19 protein-coding genes, 3 tRNA genes and 2 pseudogenes are annotated in these 21,794 nt (G+C 73.6%); 13 read left to right on the top strand and 11 right to left on the bottom strand.

What is annotated here, in order from left to right:
* Positions 1–5: 5 nt before the first annotated feature.
* A complete protein-coding gene (gene hrpA, locus KPL59_RS15285) occupies positions 6–4,415 on the bottom strand; it encodes an ATP-dependent RNA helicase HrpA (protein ID WP_226361191.1) in 4,410 nt (1,469 codons plus the stop codon).
* A gap of 249 nt (positions 4,416–4,664) precedes the next feature.
* On the bottom strand, positions 4,665–5,138 hold the full coding sequence (locus tag KPL59_RS15280; RefSeq protein ID WP_226353181.1) for a MarR family winged helix-turn-helix transcriptional regulator: 474 nt from the start codon (positions 5,136–5,138) through the stop codon (positions 4,665–4,667).
* 59 nt (positions 5,139–5,197) lie between these two features.
* Here KPL59_RS15280 and KPL59_RS35750 point away from each other — a divergent pair.
* The 5 genes and pseudogenes from KPL59_RS35750 to KPL59_RS15260 form a co-directional block, all read left to right on the top strand.
* Positions 5,198–5,521 (top strand): annotated as a pseudogene (locus tag KPL59_RS35750) (UbiX family flavin prenyltransferase); the annotation flags it as partial.
* 65 nt (positions 5,522–5,586) lie between these two features.
* A complete protein-coding gene (locus KPL59_RS35745; RefSeq protein WP_255677769.1) occupies positions 5,587–5,772 on the top strand; it encodes a hypothetical protein in 186 nt (61 codons plus the stop codon).
* Positions 5,772–7,205 carry a non-oxidative hydroxyarylic acid decarboxylases subunit C gene (locus KPL59_RS15270; RefSeq protein ID WP_226361190.1) on the top strand — a complete coding sequence of 478 codons (1,434 nt, stop codon included), beginning with the start codon at positions 5,772–5,774 and terminating at the stop codon, positions 7,203–7,205. Before KPL59_RS35745 ends, KPL59_RS15270 begins: the two co-directional genes overlap by 1 nt.
* On the top strand, positions 7,205–7,429 hold the full coding sequence (locus KPL59_RS15265) for a non-oxidative hydroxyarylic acid decarboxylases subunit D (protein WP_226353179.1): 225 nt from the start codon (positions 7,205–7,207) through the stop codon (positions 7,427–7,429). Before KPL59_RS15270 ends, KPL59_RS15265 begins: the two co-directional genes overlap by 1 nt.
* The gene (locus tag KPL59_RS15260) at positions 7,426–7,674 is read left to right on the top strand and encodes a hypothetical protein (protein ID WP_075308689.1); all 249 of its coding nucleotides are present in this window, start codon (positions 7,426–7,428) and stop codon (positions 7,672–7,674) included. The genes KPL59_RS15265 and KPL59_RS15260 overlap by 4 nt, the downstream gene beginning before the upstream one ends.
* A 7-nt stretch (positions 7,675–7,681) precedes the next feature.
* Here KPL59_RS15260 and KPL59_RS15255 read toward each other — a convergent pair whose 3' ends face one another.
* Positions 7,682–8,512, bottom strand: coding sequence for a serine hydrolase (locus tag KPL59_RS15255; RefSeq protein ID WP_226353178.1), 831 nt, complete (start codon positions 8,510–8,512; stop codon positions 7,682–7,684).
* An 88-nt stretch (positions 8,513–8,600) separates the two neighbouring features.
* On the opposite strand from KPL59_RS15255, the gene KPL59_RS15250 reads away from it, so the two are divergent.
* The 3 genes from KPL59_RS15250 (at position 8,601) to KPL59_RS15240 (ending at position 11,317) form a co-directional block, all read left to right on the top strand.
* Positions 8,601–9,362, top strand: a complete 762-nt coding sequence (locus KPL59_RS15250; protein ID WP_226361189.1) for an alpha/beta fold hydrolase — start codon at positions 8,601–8,603, stop codon at positions 9,360–9,362.
* On the top strand, positions 9,359–10,189 hold the full coding sequence (locus tag KPL59_RS15245; RefSeq protein WP_020622627.1) for a DUF72 domain-containing protein: 831 nt from the start codon (positions 9,359–9,361) through the stop codon (positions 10,187–10,189). The genes KPL59_RS15250 and KPL59_RS15245 overlap by 4 nt, the downstream gene beginning before the upstream one ends.
* A gap of 105 nt (positions 10,190–10,294) precedes the next feature.
* Positions 10,295–11,317: an MmpS family transport accessory protein gene (locus tag KPL59_RS15240; RefSeq protein ID WP_226353175.1), complete on the top strand. Its 1,023-nt coding sequence runs from the start codon at positions 10,295–10,297 to the stop codon at positions 11,315–11,317.
* 158 nt (positions 11,318–11,475) lie between these two features.
* On the opposite strand, the gene KPL59_RS15235 is transcribed toward KPL59_RS15240, so the two are convergent.
* The 7 genes and pseudogenes from KPL59_RS15235 to KPL59_RS15205 form a co-directional block, all read right to left on the bottom strand.
* Positions 11,476–12,294 carry an ABC transporter permease gene (locus KPL59_RS15235; protein WP_369804802.1) on the bottom strand — a complete coding sequence of 273 codons (819 nt, stop codon included), beginning with the start codon at positions 12,292–12,294 and terminating at the stop codon, positions 11,476–11,478.
* Positions 12,291–13,262, bottom strand: coding sequence for a daunorubicin resistance protein DrrA family ABC transporter ATP-binding protein (locus tag KPL59_RS15230; protein ID WP_020622752.1), 972 nt, complete (start codon positions 13,260–13,262; stop codon positions 12,291–12,293). The genes KPL59_RS15235 and KPL59_RS15230 overlap by 4 nt, the downstream gene beginning before the upstream one ends.
* Before the next feature lie 76 nt (positions 13,263–13,338).
* On the bottom strand, positions 13,339–14,523 hold the full coding sequence (locus KPL59_RS15225) for an MFS transporter (RefSeq protein ID WP_226361188.1): 1,185 nt from the start codon (positions 14,521–14,523) through the stop codon (positions 13,339–13,341).
* A 25-nt stretch (positions 14,524–14,548) separates the two neighbouring features.
* Positions 14,549–16,173 (bottom strand): annotated as a pseudogene (locus KPL59_RS15220) (acyl--CoA ligase family protein).
* A 234-nt stretch (positions 16,174–16,407) separates the two neighbouring features.
* Complete coding sequence (locus KPL59_RS15215) at positions 16,408–16,599, bottom strand: ferredoxin (RefSeq protein WP_043276655.1); 192 nt, start codon at positions 16,597–16,599, stop codon at positions 16,408–16,410.
* 95 nt (positions 16,600–16,694) lie between these two features.
* The gene (locus KPL59_RS15210) at positions 16,695–16,952 is read right to left on the bottom strand and encodes a hypothetical protein (protein WP_172717491.1); all 258 of its coding nucleotides are present in this window, start codon (positions 16,950–16,952) and stop codon (positions 16,695–16,697) included.
* A gap of 148 nt (positions 16,953–17,100) precedes the next feature.
* On the bottom strand, positions 17,101–18,990 hold the full coding sequence (locus tag KPL59_RS15205; RefSeq protein ID WP_226361187.1) for a propionyl-CoA synthetase: 1,890 nt from the start codon (positions 18,988–18,990) through the stop codon (positions 17,101–17,103).
* A gap of 257 nt (positions 18,991–19,247) precedes the next feature.
* On the opposite strand from KPL59_RS15205, the gene KPL59_RS36935 reads away from it, so the two are divergent.
* The 5 genes from KPL59_RS36935 to KPL59_RS15180 all read left to right on the top strand — a co-directional run bounded on the left by KPL59_RS36935 (position 19,248) and on the right by KPL59_RS15180 (position 21,365).
* Positions 19,248–20,543 carry a GDSL-type esterase/lipase family protein gene (locus tag KPL59_RS36935; RefSeq protein ID WP_226361186.1) on the top strand — a complete coding sequence of 432 codons (1,296 nt, stop codon included), beginning with the start codon at positions 19,248–19,250 and terminating at the stop codon, positions 20,541–20,543.
* Positions 20,544–20,729: 186 nt separating this feature from the next.
* Complete coding sequence (locus KPL59_RS15195; RefSeq protein WP_020622469.1) at positions 20,730–20,948, top strand: hypothetical protein; 219 nt, start codon at positions 20,730–20,732, stop codon at positions 20,946–20,948.
* A gap of 120 nt (positions 20,949–21,068) precedes the next feature.
* Positions 21,069–21,141, top strand: a tRNA-Glu gene (locus KPL59_RS15190).
* A 40-nt stretch (positions 21,142–21,181) separates the two neighbouring features.
* Positions 21,182–21,255, top strand: a tRNA-Asp gene (locus KPL59_RS15185).
* Positions 21,256–21,291: 36 nt separating this feature from the next.
* Positions 21,292–21,365 (top strand) — tRNA-Phe (locus KPL59_RS15180).
* 8 nt (positions 21,366–21,373) lie between these two features.
* Here KPL59_RS15180 and KPL59_RS15175 read toward each other — a convergent pair.
* A complete protein-coding gene (locus tag KPL59_RS15175; protein WP_264198444.1) occupies positions 21,374–21,631 on the bottom strand; it encodes a helix-turn-helix domain-containing protein in 258 nt (85 codons plus the stop codon).
* Positions 21,632–21,794 lie beyond the last annotated feature (163 nt).

Genomic DNA, 21,794 nt, shown 5'->3' with positions numbered 1-21,794 from the left:
GACAGTCACAGCTCGTCGATCGCCCGCTCGATCCGCCGCACCGACACCGGGTGCCGGGTCTTCATCGGGTGGGCGTAGAGCGAGATGCGCAGCTCCTCGACCATCCAGCCGATCTCCCGCAGCGCCGGCGACGGCTCGGTGCCCTCGGGCAGCGCGGCGAGCAGCCCGCGGTACTCGGCCTCGACCGGGGCGATCTCGGCGGTCCACCTGGCGTCGCGGGCGGGGTCGGCGCGCAGCTTCTCCAGCCGCAGCTCGCAGCCCTGCAGGTAGCGCTTCACGTCGCCGAGCCGGGTCGCCCCGGCGGCGGTGACGAAGCCCGGCGCGGTCAGCCGGCCCACGACCGCCGTCACGTCGGCGACGCCGTCGCGGGTGGCCGGGCCGCGCAGGTCCGCCAGCGCCGCACCCACCCGGTGCCACACCTCCAGTACGCCGCGGACGGCGTCGAGGACCTGCAGCGTCGTCGACGGCAGCCGCATCCGCAGCAGCTCCGCGAGCCGCGCGTACTGCGCCTCGTCGAACGGGTCGCCACCGCCACGGACCATCAGGTGGTCGGCGGCGGCGGTGGTGCAGTCGTCGAGCAGGGCGTCGAGCGAGCCGTGCGGGTTGCGCGACAGGGCCAGCCGTGCCCGGTTGTCCAGACCGCGCTGCACCTGCTTGCCCGGGTGGGTGGTGTTCAGCAGCAGGAGCCGCCGGGCGCCGCGGTGGTGGGCGGGGTCGCGTTCGGACGCCGTCGCGTACACCCGGACGTCGGCGCTCGTGCCGCGGTCGCGCAGGCCCGGGTAGCCGGTGACCGTGTGCGCGCCGCGCCGGATCGGCAGCTCGCGGGGGAGCTCACCGATCGTCCACGACGTCAGCCCGGTCGCCTCGACGTCGCTGCCCGCGGCGGCCAGCTCCTCCCGCACCTTCGGGGCGAGGGCGCGGCGCAGCCGGTCCAGGTCGGTGTCGCGGGCCAGCTCGGCACCGGACTCGTCGAGCACCCGGAACGTCACCGTGAGGTGTTCGGGCAGCCGCTCCAGCTCCCAGTCCTCACGCCGGATGTGCACGTCGCGCATCCGGCCGAGCTCGTCCTCCAGGACGTCCAGCAGCGGGCGTCGGCCGGTCTCGCCGCGCAGCCGGGCCAGCACCGCCTTCGCGTGGTCGGGGGCGGGGGAGAAGTTGCGGCGCAGGTTCCGCGGCAGCGTCCGGATCAACGCGGTGACGAGCTCCTCGCGCAGCCCCGGCACCTGCCAGGTGAACGGCGTCGGGTCGACCTGGTTCAGCGCCGCCACCGGCACGTCGACGGTCACGCCGTCAGAGTGGTGGCCCGGCTCGAACGCGTAGGACAGCGGCAGCGTCAGCCCGCCCGCCTCGACGTGGTCGGGGTAGTGGTCGCGGTCGACCTGCTTCGCGGCCTCGGTCGCGAGCATCTCCTCGGTGTAGGTCAGCCGGTCCGGGGACCGCTTCGACTCCCGCTTCCACCAGCGGTCGAAGTGCGCCCCGGAGACGACGTCGGCGGGGACCCGCTCGTCGTAGAAGGCGAACAAGGTGTCCTCGTCGACGACGAGGTCGCGCCGCCGGGCCCGGTGCTCGAGCTCCTCGACGCTGTCGAGCAGCTCCCGGTTGGCGTGGAAGAACGGGTGCCGGGTGTCCCAGTCGCCCTCGACGAGAGCGTGGCGCAGGAACAGGTCGCGGCTCACCTCGGCGTCGATCCGGCCGTAGGCGACGGTGCGGTCGGCGACCAGCGGCAGCCCGTGCAGGGTGACCCGCTCGGTCGCGACGGCGCTCCCGCGCTTGCGTGACCAGCGCGGTTCCGAATACGTCTTCTTGACGAGATGTTCGGCGAGCGGCTCGATCCAGTCCGGCTGCACCGGTGCGACGGTCCGCGCCCACACTCTCGTCGTCTCGACGAGTTCGGCGGCCATCACCCAGCGCGGAGGCTTGCGCGCCAGACCCGAGCCGGGCCAGATCGCGAACTTCGCGCCGCGGGCTCCGAGGTAGTCCTTCGGACCCTTCCGCTCCTTCTTCCCGTCTCTGCCGTTCCCCGTGCCCTTCCCTGTGCTCTTCTCGGAGAGCGGGTCCTGCATGCCGACCTGCGACAGCAGACCGGCGAGGACGGACTGGTGGATCCGGTCGGCGTGCCGCGGCCACTCGGGGTCGTGGTCGTTGACCTCCATGCCGGAGCTGCGGGCGGCCTGCCGGAGCTGGCCGTGCAGGTCCCACCATTCGCGCACGCGCAGGTAGTGCAGGAAGTCCTCGCGCAGCTCGCGCCGGAACCGGCTGCCCGACAGCTCGTCGCGGCGCTGCTGCAGGTGGTCCCACAGCCGCAGGAACGCGAGGAAGTCCGAGCCGTCCTCGGCGAAGCGGCGGTGCCGCTCGTCGGCGGCCTGGCGCTGCTCGGTCGGCCGCTCGCGCGGGTCCTGCACGCTCAGCGCGGCCGCGATGACCAGCACCTCGCGCAGGCAGCCGTTGCGGTGCGCCTCGACGAGCATCCGGCCCAGCCGGGGGTCCACCGGCAGCCGCGCCAGCGAGTGCCCGACGGCGGTCAGCGAGCGCCGGTCCGGCCGCAGCGCACCGAGCTCGTGCAGCAGGTCCAGACCGTCGGCGACGGCGCGCCGGTCCGGCGGCTCGACGAACGGGAACTCCGAGATCTCGCCCAGGTCCAGGGCGATCATCTGCAGCACGACCGACGCCAGGTTGGTCCGCAGGATCTCCGGGTCGGTGAACTCGGGTCGGGCGTCGAAGTCGTCCTCGGCGTACAGCCGGATCGCGATGCCGTCCGAGGTGCGGCCGCAGCGACCGGAGCGCTGGTTCGCCGAGGCCTGGGAGATCTTCTCGATCGGCAGCCGCTGCACCTTGAGACGGCGCGAGTAGCGCGAGATGCGCGCGGTCCCGGTGTCGACGACGTAGCGGACGCCGGGGACGGTCAGCGAGGTCTCGGCGACGTTGGTGGCCAGCACGACCCGGTTGCCTGCGTGCGGCGCCCACACGCGCTGCTGCTCGGCCGTCGACAGGCGGGCGTAGAGCGGCAGGATCTCGGTGTTCCGCAGGTTGCGCCGCTCCAGTGCCTCGGTGGCCTCCAGGATCTCGCGCTCACCGGGCAGGAACACCAGCACGTCGCCGGGGCCCTCGCGCTGCAACTCGACGACGGCGTCGCCGATCGCGTCGTCCAGCTGCCGGTCGGGGTCGGCGTCCGGGTCGTCAGGGTCGACGACGGGCCGGTACCGCACCTCCACCGGGAACGTGCGCCCGGAGACCTCGACGATCGGCGCGGGGCTCGGCTCGCCGCTCTCCGATGCCGTGCCGAAGTGCCGGGCGAAGCGCTCCGGGTCGATCGTCGCGGAGGTGATGACGACCTTCAGGTCGGGACGGCGGGGGAGCAGCCGGGTCAGGTACCCGAGGATGAAGTCGATGTTGAGGCTGCGCTCGTGCGCCTCGTCGATGATCAGCGTGTCGTAGGCCAGCAGGTCCTTGTCCCCGGCCAGCTCGGCCAGCAGGATGCCGTCGGTCATCAGCTTGACCATGGTCGAGTCGCCGACGGCGTCGGTGAACCGGACCTTCCAGCCGACCGCCCCGCCGAGCTCGACGCCCAGCTCCTCGGCGATCCGGGTGGCGACGGTGCGCGCGGCGAGCCGCCGCGGCTGGGTGTGTCCGATCATCCCGTGCACACCGCGGCCCAGCTCGAGGCAGATCTTCGGCAGCTGCGTCGTCTTCCCGGAGCCGGTCTCCCCGGCGACGATGACGACCTGGTTGTCGCGGATCGCGTCGGCGATCTCCTCGCGGCGCGCGGAGACCGGCAGCGTCGCGGGGTAGGAGATCCGCGGCAGCGCGGCGCGCCGGCGTGCGATGCGGTGCTCGGCCTTCGCGACGGCGTCGGCGACCCACTGCTGGGCGCGCCCGTCGCGGGCCCGGTCCAGCCGGCCGCGCAGGCGCTCGGCCTCGGCCGGGCCGAGGGAGTCGAGGCGCTCGCGCAGGGCGGTGAGCTCGGCGTCGTCGAGCGGGGGGAGCGGCGGCTCGGCGTCGCGGCTCCCGCCGGTGCCCCGGCGCGGCCGGCCGGCGTCGGTCTCTGCGGCCGGGATGGGGCCCGAGGGGTCCGGGCCGTCGCGGTCGGGGCCGCGACGGCCGGGCTGGTCGGGGCCGGGCGCCGTGACGGCAGCGCGCCGACCCCGAGGCCCGCGGCGGCGCTGCGTCGATGCACGGCGGCGCTGCTGATCGCGGGCCGGGACGCCGCGCGCGGCGCCCTCCGTCCCGGGGGCGGCCTGCGCTGCGGCGAGGTCCGATGAGGTGGTCTCGTGTGGAGGTGTGTCCTGCGGGGTGCCGGAGTTCCCGCCGCGCGGCTGGTGCTCGCCCCGGGCGCCGGGTCGGCGGCGGGGTCGGCGCGGTCGGTCGTGCGACGACGGCTGTGCGGAGGTCGGAGACGGGACGGGTTCGCTGGACATCGTTCGTTCAGTCTGCCTGCTCGCCCGGGACCGGGCGTGCGCCGACCATGGTGACCGGCCTCGCAGGCGTCGTCGAATGGATTTCGAGAAGGGGAGGTATGGGGTCCGAACCGGACGCCGGTCGCCTCGCGGCGAGTGGCGCATCGTGGCTCCAGCCGAACGGAACTCCACGGTGGCGGTTATCTATTGCGGCCCGGGGACTCGGTTCGCCCGGCTCGGACAGTCGTTCCAACGGGCGGGGGTCGCGGTTCATTCCCGCCCCGGGTGAGGAATCCCGGACGACTCCCCGTCCCCGTCGGGCTCCGCCACGGCGAGCCGGGCCAGCAGGTCGCGCAGCCGGGTCCGGTCGGCCCCGTCGAGCGGGGCGAGGAACTCGGCGGCCAGCGCGCGGGCCTCGGTCGCGGCCCCGGCGGCCAGGCGTTCGCCCTCGTCGGTGAGGTGGACCAGCCGACGTCGCTGGTCGGTCTCGGACCGGGTGCGGGTCAGCCAGCCGTTGCGCTCCATCCGGCGCAGCAGCTCGGTGGTGGTGCCCTTGTCGGTCGCCGCGAGCGACCCGAGCGTGACCTGGTCGATCCCGGGCCGGCGGCGCAGCGCGTCGAGCATCGCGTACTGCGGCTTGGTCAGCTGCGGGACGCGTTGCTGCCAGGCCGCGGTGTGGGACTGCAGGACCCGGCGGAGCAGGTGCACGACCGCCTCGTCGGCACCCGGGTTGCGCTCGATCATGCGCCGAGTATAGTTCGTATTCAAACAGTTAGTATACGAACTAGTTGGGAGGTGGCCCGGTGCGACTCGTCGTGGGGATCACCGGCGCGACCGGCGCGATCCTCGGGATCCGTCTGCTGGAGGCGCTGCGCGAGGCCGAGGTCGACACGCATCTCGTGCTCTCCCGGTGGGCACGGGCGACGATCGTCGAGGAGACCGGCTGGACGGTGCCCGAAGTCGAGGCGCTGGCCGGGACCGCACATCCGTTCGGGGACCAGGCCGCGTCGATCTCGTCCGGCTCGTTCCGGACCGACGGGATGGTCGTCGTCCCCTGCTCGATGAAGACGCTCGCGCAGATCCGGCACGGGATCGCCGACGGGCTCGTCGCCCGTGCCGCCGACGTCACGATCAAGGAGGACCGGAAGCTGGTCCTCGTGCCGCGGGAGACCCCGCTGTCCACCTCGAGAACATGCTGGCCCTGCGCCGCACCGGGGTGCGGATCGTCCCGCCGATGCCCGCCTTCTACAACCACCCGGCCGGACTGGACGACGTCGTCGACCACGTCGTCGCACGCATCTGCGACCAGTTCGACCTGCCCGCCCCGCGGGCCCGCCGCTGGACCGGCGGGTCCGCCCGTCAGAGGAGGAGCGCCTGATGGACACCTTCCGCGACTACCTGGCCGAGCTCGAGCGGCACGGCCAGCTCCTGCGCATCGACGACGAGGTGAAGGCCGAGCCCGACCTCGGTGCCGCCGGTGCCGCCGCACCGAAGCTCGGCGACCGAGCCCCCGCGCTGCTGTTCACCGACGTCGCCGGGTTCCGCGACCCGAACATCGTGCTCAACGCGCACGGCTCCTGGGTCAACCACGCCGTCGCGCTCGGGCTGCCGCCGGAGACCCCGGTGCGTGAGCAGGTCGAGGAGTTCGGCCGTCGCTGGGACGCCTTCCCGGTGCCGGTCGAGCGGCGCGCCGACCCGCCGTTCGCGGAGAACACCGTCGCCGGCGAGGCGGTCGACCTGTTCGCGCTGCTGCCGCTGTTCCGCATCAACGCCGGCGACGGCGGCTTCTACATCGACAAGGCCGCCGTCGTCAGCCGCGACCCCGACGACCCGGACTCCTTCGGCAAGCAGAACCTGGGCATCTACCGGATGGAGGTCCAGGGACCGCGCACGCTCGGGCTGCAGCCCGTCCCGCAGCACGACATCGCGCTGCAGCTGCGCCGCGCCGAGGAGCGCGGCGAGGACCTGCCGGTCGCGATCGCGCTCGGCAACGAGCCGACGATCCCGCTGGTCGCGGGCATGCCGATCGCCTACGCCGACAGCGAGTACGAGATGGCGGGCGCCCTGCGCGGCTCACCCTGCCCGATCGCCACCGGCCCGGAGACCGGGCTCGACGTCCCGTGGGGCTGCGAGATCCTGCTGGAGGGCGTCGTCCTCGGGCGCGAGCGGCACTTCGAGGGCCCGTTCGGCGAGTTCACCGGGCACTACTCCGGCGGCCGGCGCATGCCGCAGATCCGGATCGACCGGGTGTCCTACCGCACCACGCCCTACTTCGAGCACCTCTACATCGGCATGCCGTGGACCGAGTGCGACTACCTCATCGGGCCCAACACCTGCGTCCCGCTGCTCAAGCAGCTGCAGGCCGAGTTCCCCGAGGTGCGCGCGGTCAACGCCATGTACACCCACGGGCTGCTCGCGATCGTCTCGGTCCGCAACCGCTACGGGGGCTTCGCCAAGGCCGTCGGGATGCGGACCATGACCACCCCGCACGGCCTCGGCTACTGCAAGGTCGTGATCTGCGTCGACGACACCGTGGACCCGTTCGACCTGCCCCAGGTCATGTGGGCGCTGTCGACCAAGATGCACCCCGCGCACGACCTGGTGACCCTGCCCGACATGCCGGTGCTGCCGCTGGACCCGGGATCCGACCCGGCCGGCATCACCCACAAGCTGATCATCGACGCCACCACGCCGACCGCCCCGGACGACCGCGGGCACTACTCCCAGCGCGTCGTGCCGCCCGACGACACCGCGGCCTGGGTCGAGCGTCTGGGCCGGCTCGTCGCCGGCGACCGGAAGGAGAACCGCTGATGACCTGCCCCCGCTGTTCCACCGACGGCGCCGCCGTGCTCGCGACCTCCCCGGTCCCCGGGGTGTGGACCGTGCACCGCTGCGGGCTGTGCGGCTTCGTCTGGCGCGACACCGAGCCGCCTGCGGTCCGCGACGCCGCGCACTATCCGGACCGGTTCCGGGTCACCGCCGGCGACGTGGCCGCCGCGGTCGACGTGCCGACCGTGCCGGCGCGCCGGCCGTGACCCCGACGCTGATGTGGGAGGCCCGCGCCGCCGACGGCCGCCGTGACGAGCTCCTCGACCACGTGCGCGAGCGGGCCGCCGTCGCGCTGGCCGGTGCGCAGCGCCACGAGCTGTTCGTCGCCGACGGCGGGCGGGTCGTCGTGATCGCGGTCGGGGTGCCGGCCGGGACGACGCTGCCCGAGCCGCCCGGCGAGCTGCTGGCCCGGCCGCCACACTCCTGGGGCTTCGACCGGGTCGACCCCTGACCGGCCCTCAGCCGGCCGCGAGCGCGGCGAGCACCCCGTCCGTCCACGGCGTCCACGCCTCGACCGCCCACGGCCCGAAGTCGCGGTCGGTCAGGACGACGGCCGCGGCGCCCGCGTCCGGGTCGACCCACAGGAACGTGCCGGACTGCCCGAAGTGCCCGAACGTCCGCGGCGACGAGTGCACCCCGGTCCAGTGCGGGGACTTGCCGTCGCGGATCTCCAGGCCCAAGCCCCAGTCGTTCGGTCGCTGTCGGCCGTAGCCCGGCAGCAGCCCGTCGAGACCGGGGTAGGCGACCGTGGTCGCCTCGGCGACGGTCCGCGGGTCCAGCAGCCGCGGGGCCTGCAGCTCGGCGGCGAAGCGGGTCAGGTCCTCGACGGTCGAGACGGCGCCGGAGCCGGCGGCCCCCTCCAGCCGGGTGTGCCCCATCCCGAGCGGGGTGCAGACGGCCTCGTGCAGGTACTCGGCGAACCCGATGCCGGTCGCGGCCGCGATGGCGTCGGCGAGCACGGCGAAACCGGTGTTGGAGTAGATCCGCTTCTCCCCGGGCGCGGCCTTGACCTCGTCGGTGTCGAACGCCAGGCCCGAGGTGTGCGCGATCAGGTGCCGCACCGTCGCACCCTCCGGACCGGCCGCGTCGTCCCAGTCGACGGCGCCCTCCTCGACCGCGACGAGCGCCGCGTAGGCCGAGAGCAGCTTGGTCACCGACGCCAGCGCGAACTCGCGGTCGACGTCGCCCGCGGTGGCGAGCACCGTGCCGTCCGCGGCGACGACGGCGGCGCCCACGTGGTCGACCGGCCAGTCCAGGACCCGGCGCACCGCCGGGGCGAGCTCGGTCACGACTCGAGGTGCGGTCGGGTACGCATGACGTCCATCCTGGCAAACGGGCGGCCGTCCGGCCGCCCCGAGACCGGCCCGGGAGGACGTCGTGCCCCTGCACCACGAGGTGACCGGGTCGGGGCCACCGTTGCTGCTGATCCAGGCCGGCGCGTCCGAGGCGGGCGCGGCGCGGATGCTCGTCGACGAGCTGGCCGTGACCCACCGGGTGCTCACCTACGACCGTCGCGGGATCGGGCGCAGCCCGGCCGACGACGGCCCGGTCCCGCTGACCGCGCACGCCGACGACGCGGCCGGGCTGCTGGCGGGCACCGGGCCCGCTGCCGTCGTGGGGGTGAGCATCGGTGCGGTGATCGGGCTGCTGCTCGCCGTCCGGCACCCGGGCCTGGTCACGACGCTCGTCGCGCACGAGCCACCGCTGCCCGGCCTGGTCCGCGACGCGGCCTTCGAGGCCGCCATGGACCGGGTCGAGGACCTCGTCGCGCGCGACGACATCGGCGCCGCGATCCGGACGATGGCGGAGCTGACCTCCGGCGACGACCCGGTCGAGCCCGGGTACCGGCCCGAGCCGCCGTCGGGGGACCCGCAGCCCGCACTGCGCCGCTTCCTGCGCCACGACGTCCCGGCCGTGCGGGCCGCCCGGATCGACCCGGCCGACGTGACCGCCAGCGGGGTACGGGTGATCCCCACCGGCGGCTACGAGTCGCGCGGGCGCTGGGAGCACCGGTGCGCCGAGGCCCTGGCCGCCGGGATCGGGCGGGGCCTGGTCGAGCTGCCCTGGGGCCACAACGGCCCGGTGACCCACCCGGTCGCGGCCGCCGCCGCGCTGCGCGGACTGGTCGGTGGCACGTGAGCGGGACGCCCCGGGCCGGCACCGTGCTGGTCGGGACGTCGGGGTGGCGCTACCCGCCGTGGCGCGGCACGTTCTACCCACCGGGGCTGGTGCAGCGCCGGGAGCTGGAGTACCTGTCCCGGCAGGTCACCTCGATCGAGATCAACGGGTCGTTCTACTCGCTGCAACGCCCGGAGAACTACCGGGCCTGGGCCGAGCAGGTCCCGGCCGGGTTCGTGTTCGCGGTGAAGGGCCCGCGCTTCGTGACGCACCTGAAGCAGCTGCGCGACGTCGCGGTGCCGGTCGCGAACTTCCTCGCCTCCGGGGTGCTCGGACTGGGGCCCGCACTGGGCCCGGTGCTGTGGCAGCTGCCGCCCCGGATGCGCTTCGACGCCGACCGGGTGGCCCGCTTCCTGGAGCTGCTGCCGTCGACCACCACGGCCGCCGCCCGGGCCGCGACCGGACACGACGAGCGGCTCGACGGCCGGGCGCTCGTCGAGACCGACGCCGACCGCCCGCTGCGGCACGCGGTCGAGCCGCGGCACCCGTCGTTCCGGGACCCGGCGTTCACCGCGCTGCTGCGCGAGCACGGCGTCGCCCTGGTGCAGTCGGACTCGGCGGGCACCTGGCCGGTGTTCGACGAGGTCACCGCCGATCTCGTCTACCTGCGGCTGCACGGCCAGGGCGAGCTCTACGCCGGTGGCTACACCGCCGCGGCGCTCGACGGCTGGGCCGCCCGCATCCGGGCGTGGCGCGACGCCGGGCACGACGTCGTCTGCTACTTCGACAACGACGCGAAGGTCCACGCACCGACCGACGCCCGGGCCCTGCTCGACCGGCTCGGCTGACCTGTTCGGTCCTGTACCCGCACGGCCGAACGGCCCTGTCCTCAGATTTGTTGATAAGTGCGGACCAGCTGATACGCGGGCCGCCGTCGCCGCGACAGCCGTGACGTGACCACTCCGCAGAACCGCCACGGCGCCCCGGACCTCTCCGGCCCGCCGCAGCAGCAGTCCGGCCCGCACCGCGTCCCGCAGCAGTACCCGGGTCCCCAGGGCCCCGGACACCACCGGCAGCAGTACGCGCAGGACCCGCGCGGCGCCGCGCCGCAGGGCCGGGCGCCGCACCACCAGCCTCGGCCGCAGCACTCCGGCGGGCACCCGAACCCGTACTACGACGGCAACCCCGACGTCCCCTTCGGCGGGCCGCCCTTCGGCCGCACCAACTCGGGCGGGATGCCGCAGCAGCAGGCGCCCGCCGGCGCCCAGCCCTGGCCGAGCGCGGCCCAGCGCGCCGCCGTCCCGCAGCAGCGCACCGCGGCCCCTGCCGTCGCCGCCCCGGCCGTCGCGCCGCGCAACGGCTTCGGCGTCACTGCGCTGGTGCTCGGGATCCTCGGCCTGCTGTTCTCCTTCATCCCGTTCATCGGGGTGATCGCCTGGCCGCTGGTGCTGCTGGGTCTGCTGTTCGGCGTGCTCGGTGTCGTCCGGGCGAGCCGGGGCCGTGCGGACAACCGTGGGGTCGCGATCGCGGGCACGGTGCTCTCGGCGATCGGGCTGGTCATCTGTGTCCTCTACGCCTCGGTGTTCGCCGCCGCGGTGTCCGGCCTGCCGCCGGCCGTGCCGACCGCGGCCCCGGCCGTGTCCGCACCGGAGTCCGACGTCGCCGCGTCGGCGCCCGCGACCACCGGTGGTGACGTGATCACCTACGAGGTCAGCGGTTCCGGCACCGCCGGGAACATCACCTACGTCAAGGACGACACGATGGGCATGGAGCAGGTCAACGGGACCTCGCTGCCCTGGACCAAGGACGTCACCTTCGACGCGGGTGTCCTCACCTTCCAGCCGCTGTCGTTGATGGCCCAGTCCGGGTCCGGCGGGAGCGGCGAGATCTCCTGCCGCATCCTGCGCAATGGCGAGGAGATCACCTCCTCGACCAGCTCAGGTCCCTACGCGGTCGTGAGCTGCAACGGCAGCTGACCCCCACACGTACGCCGGGACGCTCCCCAGCGACGTGCTCCCGCAGTCGCTGGAGTGGTCACACACGACGAGCGTCCCGACGGACGACGAGGCCCTCCCCGGGGACGCCCGGGGAGGGCCTCCCCCCATCCGGGCTCGGGCCGCCGGCGGCGGTGTTGTCAGCGGCTCGCGGCCCGCCGGTACTGCCAGCTCGCCAGCGGCGCGAAGACCGCGACGATCGCGACCGACCAGATCAGCACGTAGAGCACCGGGTGCTGCAGCGGCCAGGCGTCCGAGACGGACGCGGACGCCGGGATCGCGCCGTCGTTGCCGAACAGGGACCGTGCGGCCGCGGTCACCGCCGAGACCGGGTTCCACTCGGCGAACACCCGCAGCGGGCCGGGCAGCGAGTTCAGCGGCACGAAGGTGTTCGCGAGGAACGTCAGCGGGAAGATCACGACGAACGACGCGTTGTTCACCACCTCCGGGCTCGGCACGAGCAGCCCGACGAACGCCATCACCCAGGAGAAGGCGTAGGCGAACACGATCAGCACGGCGAACCCGGCGAGCGCCTCCCCGACCGAGGTGTGGATCCGCCACCCGACCAGCAGCCCGGTCAGCGACATCACCACCAGCACGATCAGGTTGTTCACCACGTCGGAGAGGGTCCGGCCGGTCAGCACCGCCGACGACGACATCGGCAGCGACCGGAACCGCTCGATGATGCCCTTCTTGACGTCCTCGGCGAGCCCGGCGCCGGTGTTCGTGGCCCCGAAGATGACGGTCTGGGCGAAGATCCCGGCCATCAGGAACTCCCGGTACCCGGCCCCGCCGCCGGTCGGGTCGATCGCGCCGCCGAAGACGTAGGCGAACAGCAGCACGAACATGATCGGGGACAGGGTCGTGAAGACCAGCAGGTCCGGGACCCGCTTGATCTTGATCAGGTTGCGCTTCGCGACGACGGAGGCGTCGGCGAGCATGGTGGCGGCGGCGTTCACGGGGTCGGCTCCTCGGCCTGGTCCGCCTCGTCGGCGGGGCGCCCGGTCAGGGTGAGGAAGACGTCGTCGAGCGTCGGGCGGCGCAGCCCCGCGTCGTCGACCTTGGTGCCGGAGTCGGCGAGCCGGTCCAGCGCGGCGCGCAGCACGTCGACCCCGCCGCTGACCGGCATGGTCAGCGAACGGCGGTGCCGGTCGAGCACCGCCTCGCCGACGCCGAGCGGAGCCAGGTGCGCGGCGGTCGCGTCGAGGTCCGCGGCCGCGCTGACGGTCACCTCGAGCCGCTCCCCGCCGACCTGGGACTTCAGCTGGTCCGCGGTGCCGCGGGCGATGACCCGGCCGTGGTCGATGACCACGATCTCGTCGGCCAGCGCATCGGCCTCCTCCAGGTACTGGGTGGTGAGCAGCAGCGTCGTCCCGCGTGCGACGAGCCCGCGGATCACGTCCCACAGGTCGTTGCGGCTGCGCGGATCCAGCCCGGTGGTCGGCTCGTCGAGCAGCAGCACCGGCGGGTCGGCAACGAGTGCCCCGGCCAGGTCCAGCCGGCGGCGCATCCCGCCGGAGTAGGTGCGGGCAGGCCGGTCCGCGGCGTCGGTCAGGCCGAAGTCCGCCAGCAGCTCGCGGGCACGGTCCCGGGCCCGGCGGCGCCCCAGGTGGTAGAGCCGCCCGACCATCTCCAGGTTCTCGAAACCGGTCAGGTACTCGTCGACCGCGGCGTACTGCCCGGACAGGCCGATCCGGCTGCGCACCGCGGCGGGATCGGCCAGCACGTCGACGCCGGCGACGGTGGCGGTGCCCGCGTCCGGTGTCAGCAGTGTGGTCAGCACCCGGACGACCGTGGTCTTCCCGGCGCCGTTCGGGCCCAGCAGGCCGAGCACGGTCCCCTCCGGCACCGACAGGTCCACCCCGTCGAGTGCCCGCAACGACCCGTAGGTCTTGACCAGTCCCGTGGCGCGGATCGCGTCCGGCATCGTGAAGTCCCCCTCGAACGACGTGAGCGGACGCCACTGTGCACCACGACCCTGACAGATTCGGCCCTGTTTCCGCTCAGCGCCGCGCGTGCGCGACCAGCATCCGGCGCCCGACCAGCATCAACGCCGCCGACACCAGCATCACGACGGCGTTGACCGTCCACGCGGTCGGGAAGCCGGCGTGGGTGGCGAGCGAGCCGAAGACGATCGGCCCGGCGAAGACGCCGGCGTAGACGCCGACCTGCACGATCGACGTCGCCGCGGCCGGGGCGGACGGGTTGAGCCGCACGACGGCGAACTGCAGCAGGCCCGGCCACGCCCACCCGAGCCCGAACGCCAGCACCACGCCGAAGACCAGTGCGGGCGTCCCCGGGACGGCGAGCAGCACGAACCCGATCGCGCCGGACGCGAGGCTCGCCGCCACCACGGCCACGTGGCCCCCGGTGCGACGGTCCGCCAGCCACCCGTGCAGCAACCGCGCCGACAGGCCCACGACGCTGCCGAGGGTCAGCACCAGCCCGGCGAGACCGGGGTCGATCCCACGGTCCACCGCCGACGCGACCAGGAAGATGCCGAGCGCCGTCGCGGTCCCGGCGGCCAGCCCGGAGGCCGCGCCGATCACCGCGAGCGCGCCCGTCGCCCGGTCACCCTTCCCGGCGCGGGCCGACGGCCGGGCGTCGGCCCGCGGGCAGGCGAACAGGGCGGCGAGGGCCAGCAGGGCGCCGATCCCGTAGGCCCAGCGCCAGCCCACGGTCAGCGCCACCGCGGGCACGGCCAGCCCGGCCAGCAGCGTCGCCGCCGGGATCGCGGCCTGCTTCACCCCGAACGACAGCCCCATCCGGTGCGCGGGCACCGAGCGCGCGAGCGTCAGGTTCGACGACAGCTGGCCCATCACGTTGCACCAGGCGCCGCAGAGCAGCAGCACGACGAGCGCGACGTAGGACCGCGCGCCCAGCCCCAGGGCCGCCATCAGCACCGCCGCCCCGACGACGGCGATCCGGCTGGTCACCCGCGACCCGAACCGCTCGACGACCATCCCGACCGGCAGCGAACACAGCGCACTGACCCCGAAGTACAGCGCCACGACCAGCCCCAGCCCGGAGGGGTCGAAGGCCAGGTCGCGCGACAGCTGCACCGCCAGGGCACCGGTGAGGAACACCGGCAGCACCGACGCCGTCGTCACGATCACCGCGCCGGTGGCGACGCGGAAGGCGGACGGTGCCGCGGTGTCCGTCGTGCCCGTTTCGGTTGCGATGCTCACGTTCAGCAACGCTAACCGATATGCGTCATCCCTGGATGCGGGAGCTCCCGCGACCTGCCCACTCCTTCTCGCGCAGCTCGAACTTCTGGACCTTGCCGGTGGAGGTCTTGGGCAGCTCGTCGACGATCTCGACGTACTTCGGCGCCTTGTAGCGGGCGATCTTCGTCTTGACGTGGTCGATGAGCTCCTGCGGCTCGGCCGAACGGCCTGCCCTGAGCACGGCGAAGCCCTTGCAGACCTCGCCCCACTTCTCGTCCGGCACCCCGACGACGGCGGCCTCCAACACCGCGTCGTGCGACACGATCGCCTGCTCGACCTCGACGGTGGAGATGTTCTCCCCACCGGAGATCACGACATCCTTGGCCCGGTCGCGCAGCTCGACGTACCCGTCGGGGTGCACGACCCCCAGGTCCCCGGAGTGGAACCAGCCGCCCCGGAACGCCTCCGCGGTCTTCTCCTCGTCGCGGTGGTAGCCCTTCATCACGTTGTTGCCGCGCATCACGATCTCGCCCATCGTGGCGCCGTCGCGGGGGACGTCGGCCATCTGCTCGTCGACCACCCGCACCCGGTCCGCGCACACCATGCCGACGCCCTGGCGGGCCTGCAGCCGGGCCCGCTCCTCGCCGTCGAGGTCGTCCCAGGCGTGCGGTACTGGTTCACCGCGTACGGCCCGTAGGTCTCGGTGAGCCCGTACACGTGCACGATCCGGAACCCCATCCGCTCCATCTGCAGGATCGTCGTCGGCGACGGCGGCGCCCCGGCCGTGGTGATCACCAGCTGGTAGTCCAGGGTGACGGCCTCGGGCGCGTTCATGATCGTCGTGACGACGGTCGGGGCGCCGTTGAGGTGGGTGACGCCGTGCTCGCCGATCAGCCGCCAGATGGTGTCGCCGCGGACCTCGCGCAGGCAGACGTGGGTGCCACCGACCGCCGTCACCGCCCACGGGGTGCACCAGCCGTTGCAGTGGAACATCGGCAGCGTCCACAGGTAGACGCTGTCCGCGCTGTGCCCGGAGTGGACGATCTCGCCGAAGGAGTTCAGGTACGCACCGCGGTGGTGGTACTCGACGCCCTTCGGGTTGCCGGTCGTCCCCGAGGTGTAGTTGATCGTGATGGTGGCGCGCTCGTCGTCGACGGCCCACGGCCGCGGGGCGTCCGAACCGCGGGCGAGCAGGTCGGCGTAGCCCAGACCGGAGCCGACGCCGTCGCCGGGCGCCGCCGGGTCGACGACGGTGACGATCTCGCGGACCGTCGCCAGCTCGTCGGCGACCGGGCGGACCGTCTCGTACAGGACGGCGTCGACGACCAGCACCGTGGCCGCCGAGTGGTCCAGGATGTAGCGGACGTCCTCGGTCGACAGGCGCGTGTTGATCGCGACCAGGACCGCGCCCGCGAGCGGCACCGCGAAGTGCGCGACGAGCATCTCCGGGACGTTCGGCAGCAGGTAGGCGACCCGGTCACCGGGTTCGACGCCCGATGCGGCCAGTGCGTTCGCCACCCGGGTCGCCTCCGCCGCGAACTCGGCGTAGGTGTACCTGCGGTCGCCGTAGACGATCGCCGTGGACTCCGCGAACACCTCCGCCGAGCGACCCAGGAAGGCCAGCGGGGTGAGCGGGGTGGTCCAGACGTCGGTCGTCGCGCCCTGTGTCACGGTCGGCTCCTTCGCAGGCGGTGCACTCGTCGCCGCGATCCTGCTCGCCGCGGGGAGTACCCGGCAACCTGCTGCTCCGACCGCCGACCGCCGGGGGGCGTGCTGTTGCTTCGCCCCTGGACCGCCGGGGCTCGTGCTGCTGCTTCGCCCCTCGACCGCCGGGGCTCGTGCTGCTGCTTCGCCCCTCGACCGCCGGGGCTCAGTGCCGCTGCTTCGCCCCTCGACCGCCGGGGCTCAGTCCTCGATCGTGATGGCGGCCTTCGGGCAGCTCCGTGCCGCCTCCTCGACCTTCGGCCGCAGCGCCTCGGCCGGGTTCTCGTCGAGGATGTAGAGGTAGTCGTCGTCACGCACCTCGAAGACCTCCGGCGCGACACCCATGCAGACCGCGTTGCTCTCGCAGCGGTCGAAATCCACGATGACCTTCATGGCACCCATGGTGCCCCCGTCGGGTCGACGCCGCAGGACTGAGGGCCCCCTGACCTGCGGTTATGCTTCCCTTCCTCGGTTGGGAAGGCTGCAGGTCAGCGGCTGTCGCCGGTCCGGGCGGCGGTCGGCAACGGCTGCGGAGCGAGGTTCGCGCGGGCCTGCACGGGCGTCGGCGGCGGGGTGGTGTGCGGTATCCCGGTGAGGAGCGCGGTCGTCGCCCGGGTCGTCACCGGGATGCTGCCGACCGAGGGCATGCGCACGTCGTCGGGTTCGAGCATCGCGGCCACACCGAGCACGACGCCGAGCGCCACCGGGGCGGCCAGTGCCGCGAGTCGCAGTCGCGCCGAGTCCACGCACACCTCCACGTCGACGACCGCGCGGAAGGATGCCGGGGAGCGGCAGCGGCCGTCGACCAACCATCGGGACGCGGCCGCCCGCCGTTACCGCCATCGGGTGATCCGGGTCAAGCGGAACGCGTCCGGACCACCCGATGGAGAGCGCTCACTCCCTGCGCAACACCGGACGCAGCGTGTCCAGCACCGACGCGTCGTCGATGGTGGAGGGCACCGGTTCCTCGACGCCGTCGGCGATCCCGCGCATCGTCTTGCGGAGGATCTTGCCGGAACGGGTCTTGGGCAGGGCGGGGACGATCGCGACGTCCTTGAGCGAGGCGACCGCGCCGATCTGGTCGCGCACCATCTGCACGAGCTCGGCGCGCAGCCCGTCCTCGTAGCCCTCCGCGTCGCTGTCGACGCCGGACTTCAGCACCACGAACCCGCGCGGGATCTGCCCCTTCATGGTGTCCGCGACGCCGATCACCGCGCACTCCGCGACGTCCGGGTGCGAGGCCAGGACCTCCTCCATCCCGCCGGTGGACAGGCGGTGGCCCGCGACGTTGATGACGTCGTCGGTGCGGCCCATGACGAAGACGTAGCCGTCGGCGTCGAGGTGGCCGCCGTCGCCGGTGAGGTAGTAGCCCTCGAACGCCGACATGTAGGAGCTGACGTAGCGCTCGTCGTCGTTCCACAGGGTCGGGAAGGCGCCGGGCGGCAGCGGCAGCTTCGCCACGATCGCGCCGTCGACGCCGGGCTCGACCGGGTTGCCCCGCTCGTCGAGGACCTGGACGTCCCAGCCGGGCATGGCCCGGGTCGGCGAGCCGGGCTTGATCTCCAGCAGCTCGATACCCGCCGGGTTGGCCGCGATCGGCCAGCCGGTCTCGGTCTGCCACCAGTGGTCGATGACGGGGATGCCGAGCAGGTCCGAGGCCCAGCGGTGCGTCTCGGGGTCAAGGCGCTCACCGGCGAGGAAGAGGTACGTCAGCGACGAGACGTCGTACTGCGCGAGGAACTCGCCCTTCGGGTCCTCCTTCTTGATCGCCCGGAACGCCGTGGGCGCGGTGAAGACCGACTTCACCCCGTTCTCCTGGACGACCCGCCAGAACTGGCCGGCGTCCGGCGTGCCGACCGGCTTGCCCTCGTAGAGCACGGTCGTCGCCCCGGCCAGCAGCGGCGCGTAGACGATGTAGGAGTGGCCGTCGACCCAGCCGACGTCGGACGCGGTGAAGATCGTCTCGCCGGGGCCGACGTCGTAGATGTTGGGCATCGACCAGGCCAGGGCTACGGCGTAGCCGCCGGAGTCGCGCACCACGCCCTTCGGCTTGCCGGTGGTGCCGGAGGTGTAGAGCACGTAGAGCGGGTCGGTGGCCTTCACCGGGACCGGGTCGGCCGGCGTGGCGCGGGCGACGGCCTCGGCCCAGTCGACGTCGGTCGGGCCCAGCCGCGCGGTGGCCTGCTCGCGCTGCAGGATCACCGTGGACGCGGGCTTGCGCTCGGACAGCTCGATCGCCCGGTCGAGCAGCGGCTTGTACTCGATGACCCGCTTGCCCTCGATGCCGCAGGATGCCGAGACGACGACCTTGGGCCCGGCGTCGTCGATCCGGACCGCGAGCTCCTTGGCGGCGAACCCGCCGAACACCACCGAGTGGACGGCGCCGAGGCGGGCGCAGGCGAGCATCGCGATCGCGGCCTCGGGGACCATCGGCATGTAGACGACGACCCGGTCGCCGTGGCCGACGCCCTGGTCGCGCAGCACGCCCGCGAACAGCGCGACCTCGTCGTGCAGCTCCGCGTAGGTGTAGGTGCGCCGCGACCCGGTGACCGGTGAGTCGTACACCAGTGCGGTGCGGTCGCCGTTCCCGGCGTCGACGTGCCGGTCGAGCGCGTTGTACGCGACGTTCAGCTCGCCGTCGGGGAACCAGCGGTAGAACGGCGGGTTCGACGCGTCGAGCGCGCGGGTGGGGGCGACGTCCCAGTCGATCCCGTCGGCCGCGCGGAGCCAGAAGCCCTCACGGTCGTCCACGCTGGAACGGAAGATCTCCTCGTAGGCGGTCACCGTCGTCCTCTTCCCCTGGCGATCCCGGCGGCCCACGGTGGCCGCCCCTCGTGTCGCCGACGACCCTAGGACGGGGCACCGACAGTGCGCAGCCCTCGCCCGGCAGGACCGATCCCGAGGGGGAGGCCGCTCGCCGACCACGGGGCGCCGATCGTCGCAGTGTGACCGGACGGATCCGTAACGTGATCGGGTGACGGCTCGACACAGCGCGTGGGGCACCCGTCCGATCCGCGGGCGGGGCGAGTGGAGGAGAGGCGGTGCCGGTGCGGCCCGACGACGGTGCGGTCCGGTGGCGTGCGCGGCGCGGGCCCGCCGGCGCGGCGGTGCTCGGAACGCTGCTCGTCGGACTCGTCGCCGTGGGCTGCGGCCCGGCCCGGTCGGTCGTCCCGGCCGCCGCCGCGGCGACGACGTGCACGCCCGGCTGGACCGCCGCCTGGCACGCCGCGCAGCAGGCCGTCCCCGGCGACAGCCTCGCCGGTCGGACGCTGCGGATGGTGGTGCGGCCCGGCGCCGCGGGGGAGCAGCTGCGGCTGCGGCTGTCCAACCGGCACGGCGACGGGCCACTGCGGATCGCGGCGATGACCGTCGGCACCACCGGTCCGGGTGCCGCGGTGACCCGGCCGGTCCCGCTGACCGTCGGCGGCGCGCCCGTGGCCGACATCCCGGCGGGCGCCGAGGTGCTGACCGACCCCGCTCCGGTGGCCGCCGCGGCGGGCGTGCCGCTGACGGTGAGCCTGTTCCTCGCCGAGGTGCCGCGCACGATCGGCTCGCACCCGGTCGCGATGCGCACCGCCTGGCTGTCCGGGCCGGGGGACCGCACCGGGGCCCCGGACGCGGCGGGCTTCGACACGACCCTGCAGTCCTGGCCGGTGCTGACCGGGCTGGAGGTACTGGCGCCCCGTCCGGACGGCGCGGTCCTCGTGATCGGGGACTCCCTCGTCGACGGCGTGGGTTCCACCCCCGGTGGCGACGACCGCTTCCCCGACCAGCTCGCCGCCCGGCTTTCCGCGGCGGGCGGCGACCGGCCGATGACCGTGCTGAACGCGGGGCTGTCGCGCAACCAGCTGCTGCAGGACGACCCGCCGGCCGGCGGCGACGCGCCGTCGACCCGCTGGGACGACGACGTGGCCGCCGTCCCCGGCGTACGCGACGTGGTGCTGCTCGTCGGGACCAACGACCTCGCCGCGGGCGCGGCCGGCGGCGACCTCGTCGCCGGGATGCAGGAGTTCGCCCAGCGGGCCCGGGCCGCGGGTCTGCGCGTGTTCCTCACCACCATCCCGCCGTCGGCCAGCGGTGGTCGCGCCGCACCGTCGGCCGTCGCGGCCCGGGACGAGGTCAACGACTGGCTCCGTTCGGAGGGCCGTCGCTGGGCCGACGGAGTGATCGACGCGGCCGCCGCACTGGGCGACCCGGGTGACCCGCTCCGGCTCCGTCCCGACCTGGACTCCGGCGACGGGCTCCACCCGTCGCCCGCCGGGTACCGGGCGCTGACGGCATCCGTGCCGGTCGGGGAGCTGTCCGGGAGCCCCTGCCGGACCTCCCCGGATCGCTGAGACGCACCCGCCCTACGCAGCTCCGCGTGACCGGCCGTCACCCGGGAAGGGGCGTGCAGGGTCCACACACGATGGGTAACGTCTTGGTCACAGCCACAGCACGTGGCGGTACCGACGGACACCGGCTCGCGGCGCGCCCCACCGGACGTGCCCGGAGCAGGTCCTGGCGGCCTACGGGGAGGCCTCGTGACCATCGGCGCGAAGCGCGGCATCGACGACGACACCAGTTCCATTCCGGCGCCGCGGAACGCGGCCGACGCCTTCAAGGTGTCCGACGAGCAGGTGCAGCGCGCCCGGCTCGTCGTCGCACGGAACTCCGACGACTCCGAGGACCTGCGCGAGCTGCTCGACATGCTGGGGCTGATCTCCGGCAACCCGGAACAGCCGCCACCCGTGGCTCGCTGACCTGCGGCGATGCCGGAACTGGGGGGTGGTTGCAGGGTCCCCCGGACCGGTGTCGTAAGGTTTCCTCACTCCCAACGGACAGCCGTTGAGGGAAGGTCGAGGCCCACGGGTCTGGTCCCAGCCCCCATCGTCTAGCGGCCTAGGACTCCGCCCTTTCAAGGCGGCAGCGCGGGTTCGAATCCCGTTGGGGGTACCGGGAGAGGTGTCGGATACGATGCTTCTCGTAAGAGCAAGGCCCAGTGGCGCAGTTGGTTAGCGCGTCGCCCTGTCACGGCGAAGGTCGCGGGTTCGAGTCCCGTCTGGGTCGCTCCACTCTCTGGATCTCCGGTTTCCCGGAGGCCGGGGCCAGGTAGCTCAGTTGGTACGAGCGTCCGCCTGAAAAGCGGAAGGTCGGCGGTTCGACCCCGCCCCTGGCCACACTTCCCTCAGCGGCCGATCTCCTCCGCATCCCGGATGTAGGCCTCGGCGAACCCCGCCCCCCACCGGTCCATCACCTCGACCACCGGCTCCAGGGTCCGCCCCAGCCGGGTCAGCCGGTACTCCACCCGCGGCGGGACCTCCGCGAACACGGCCCGGTGCACGACGCCGTCGCTCTCCAGCTCCCGCAGCTGCCGGGTTAGCGTCTTCGTGTTCGCCGACGGGACGAGCCGGCCGAGCTCGTTGAACCGGCGGGGCCCGTCCAGCAGGTGCTTGACCAGTGTCAGCTTCCACGTGCCCCCCGAGGACCGACACGGCGACCTCGACCGGGCACACCTCCAGCGCGCGGATCACGGGCAGGCGCACAGCAACCCCCCCAAGCGACAGAAATGTCCGTACTGGTCAGGTCGACCCTGCGCGTCGACCATC

Origin of the sequence: Pseudonocardia sp. ICBG1142 (assembly GCF_020496255.1) — a bacterium.
GTDB lineage: Bacteria > Actinomycetota > Actinomycetes > Mycobacteriales > Pseudonocardiaceae > Pseudonocardia.
This window is presented reverse-complemented; position numbering and strand designations above follow the sequence as displayed.

Bases quoted from the DNA above. Each gene is read 5' to 3' on its own strand.
- hrpA (WP_226361191.1), bottom strand. From the start codon at position 4,415: ATGTCCAGCGAACCCGTCCCGTCTCCGACCTCCGCACAGCCGTCGTCG.
- KPL59_RS15280 (WP_226353181.1), bottom strand. From the start codon at position 5,138: ATGATCGAGCGCAACCCGGGTGCCGACGAGGCGGTCGTGCACCTGCTC.
- KPL59_RS35745 (WP_255677769.1), top strand. From the start codon at position 5,587: ATGCTGGCCCTGCGCCGCACCGGGGTGCGGATCGTCCCGCCGATGCCC.
- KPL59_RS15270 (WP_226361190.1), top strand. From the start codon at position 5,772: ATGGACACCTTCCGCGACTACCTGGCCGAGCTCGAGCGGCACGGCCAG.
- KPL59_RS15265 (WP_226353179.1), top strand. From the start codon at position 7,205: ATGACCTGCCCCCGCTGTTCCACCGACGGCGCCGCCGTGCTCGCGACC.
- KPL59_RS15230 (WP_020622752.1), bottom strand. From the start codon at position 13,262: ATGCCGGACGCGATCCGCGCCACGGGACTGGTCAAGACCTACGGGTCG.
- KPL59_RS15215 (WP_043276655.1), bottom strand. From the start codon at position 16,599: ATGAAGGTCATCGTGGATTTCGACCGCTGCGAGAGCAACGCGGTCTGC.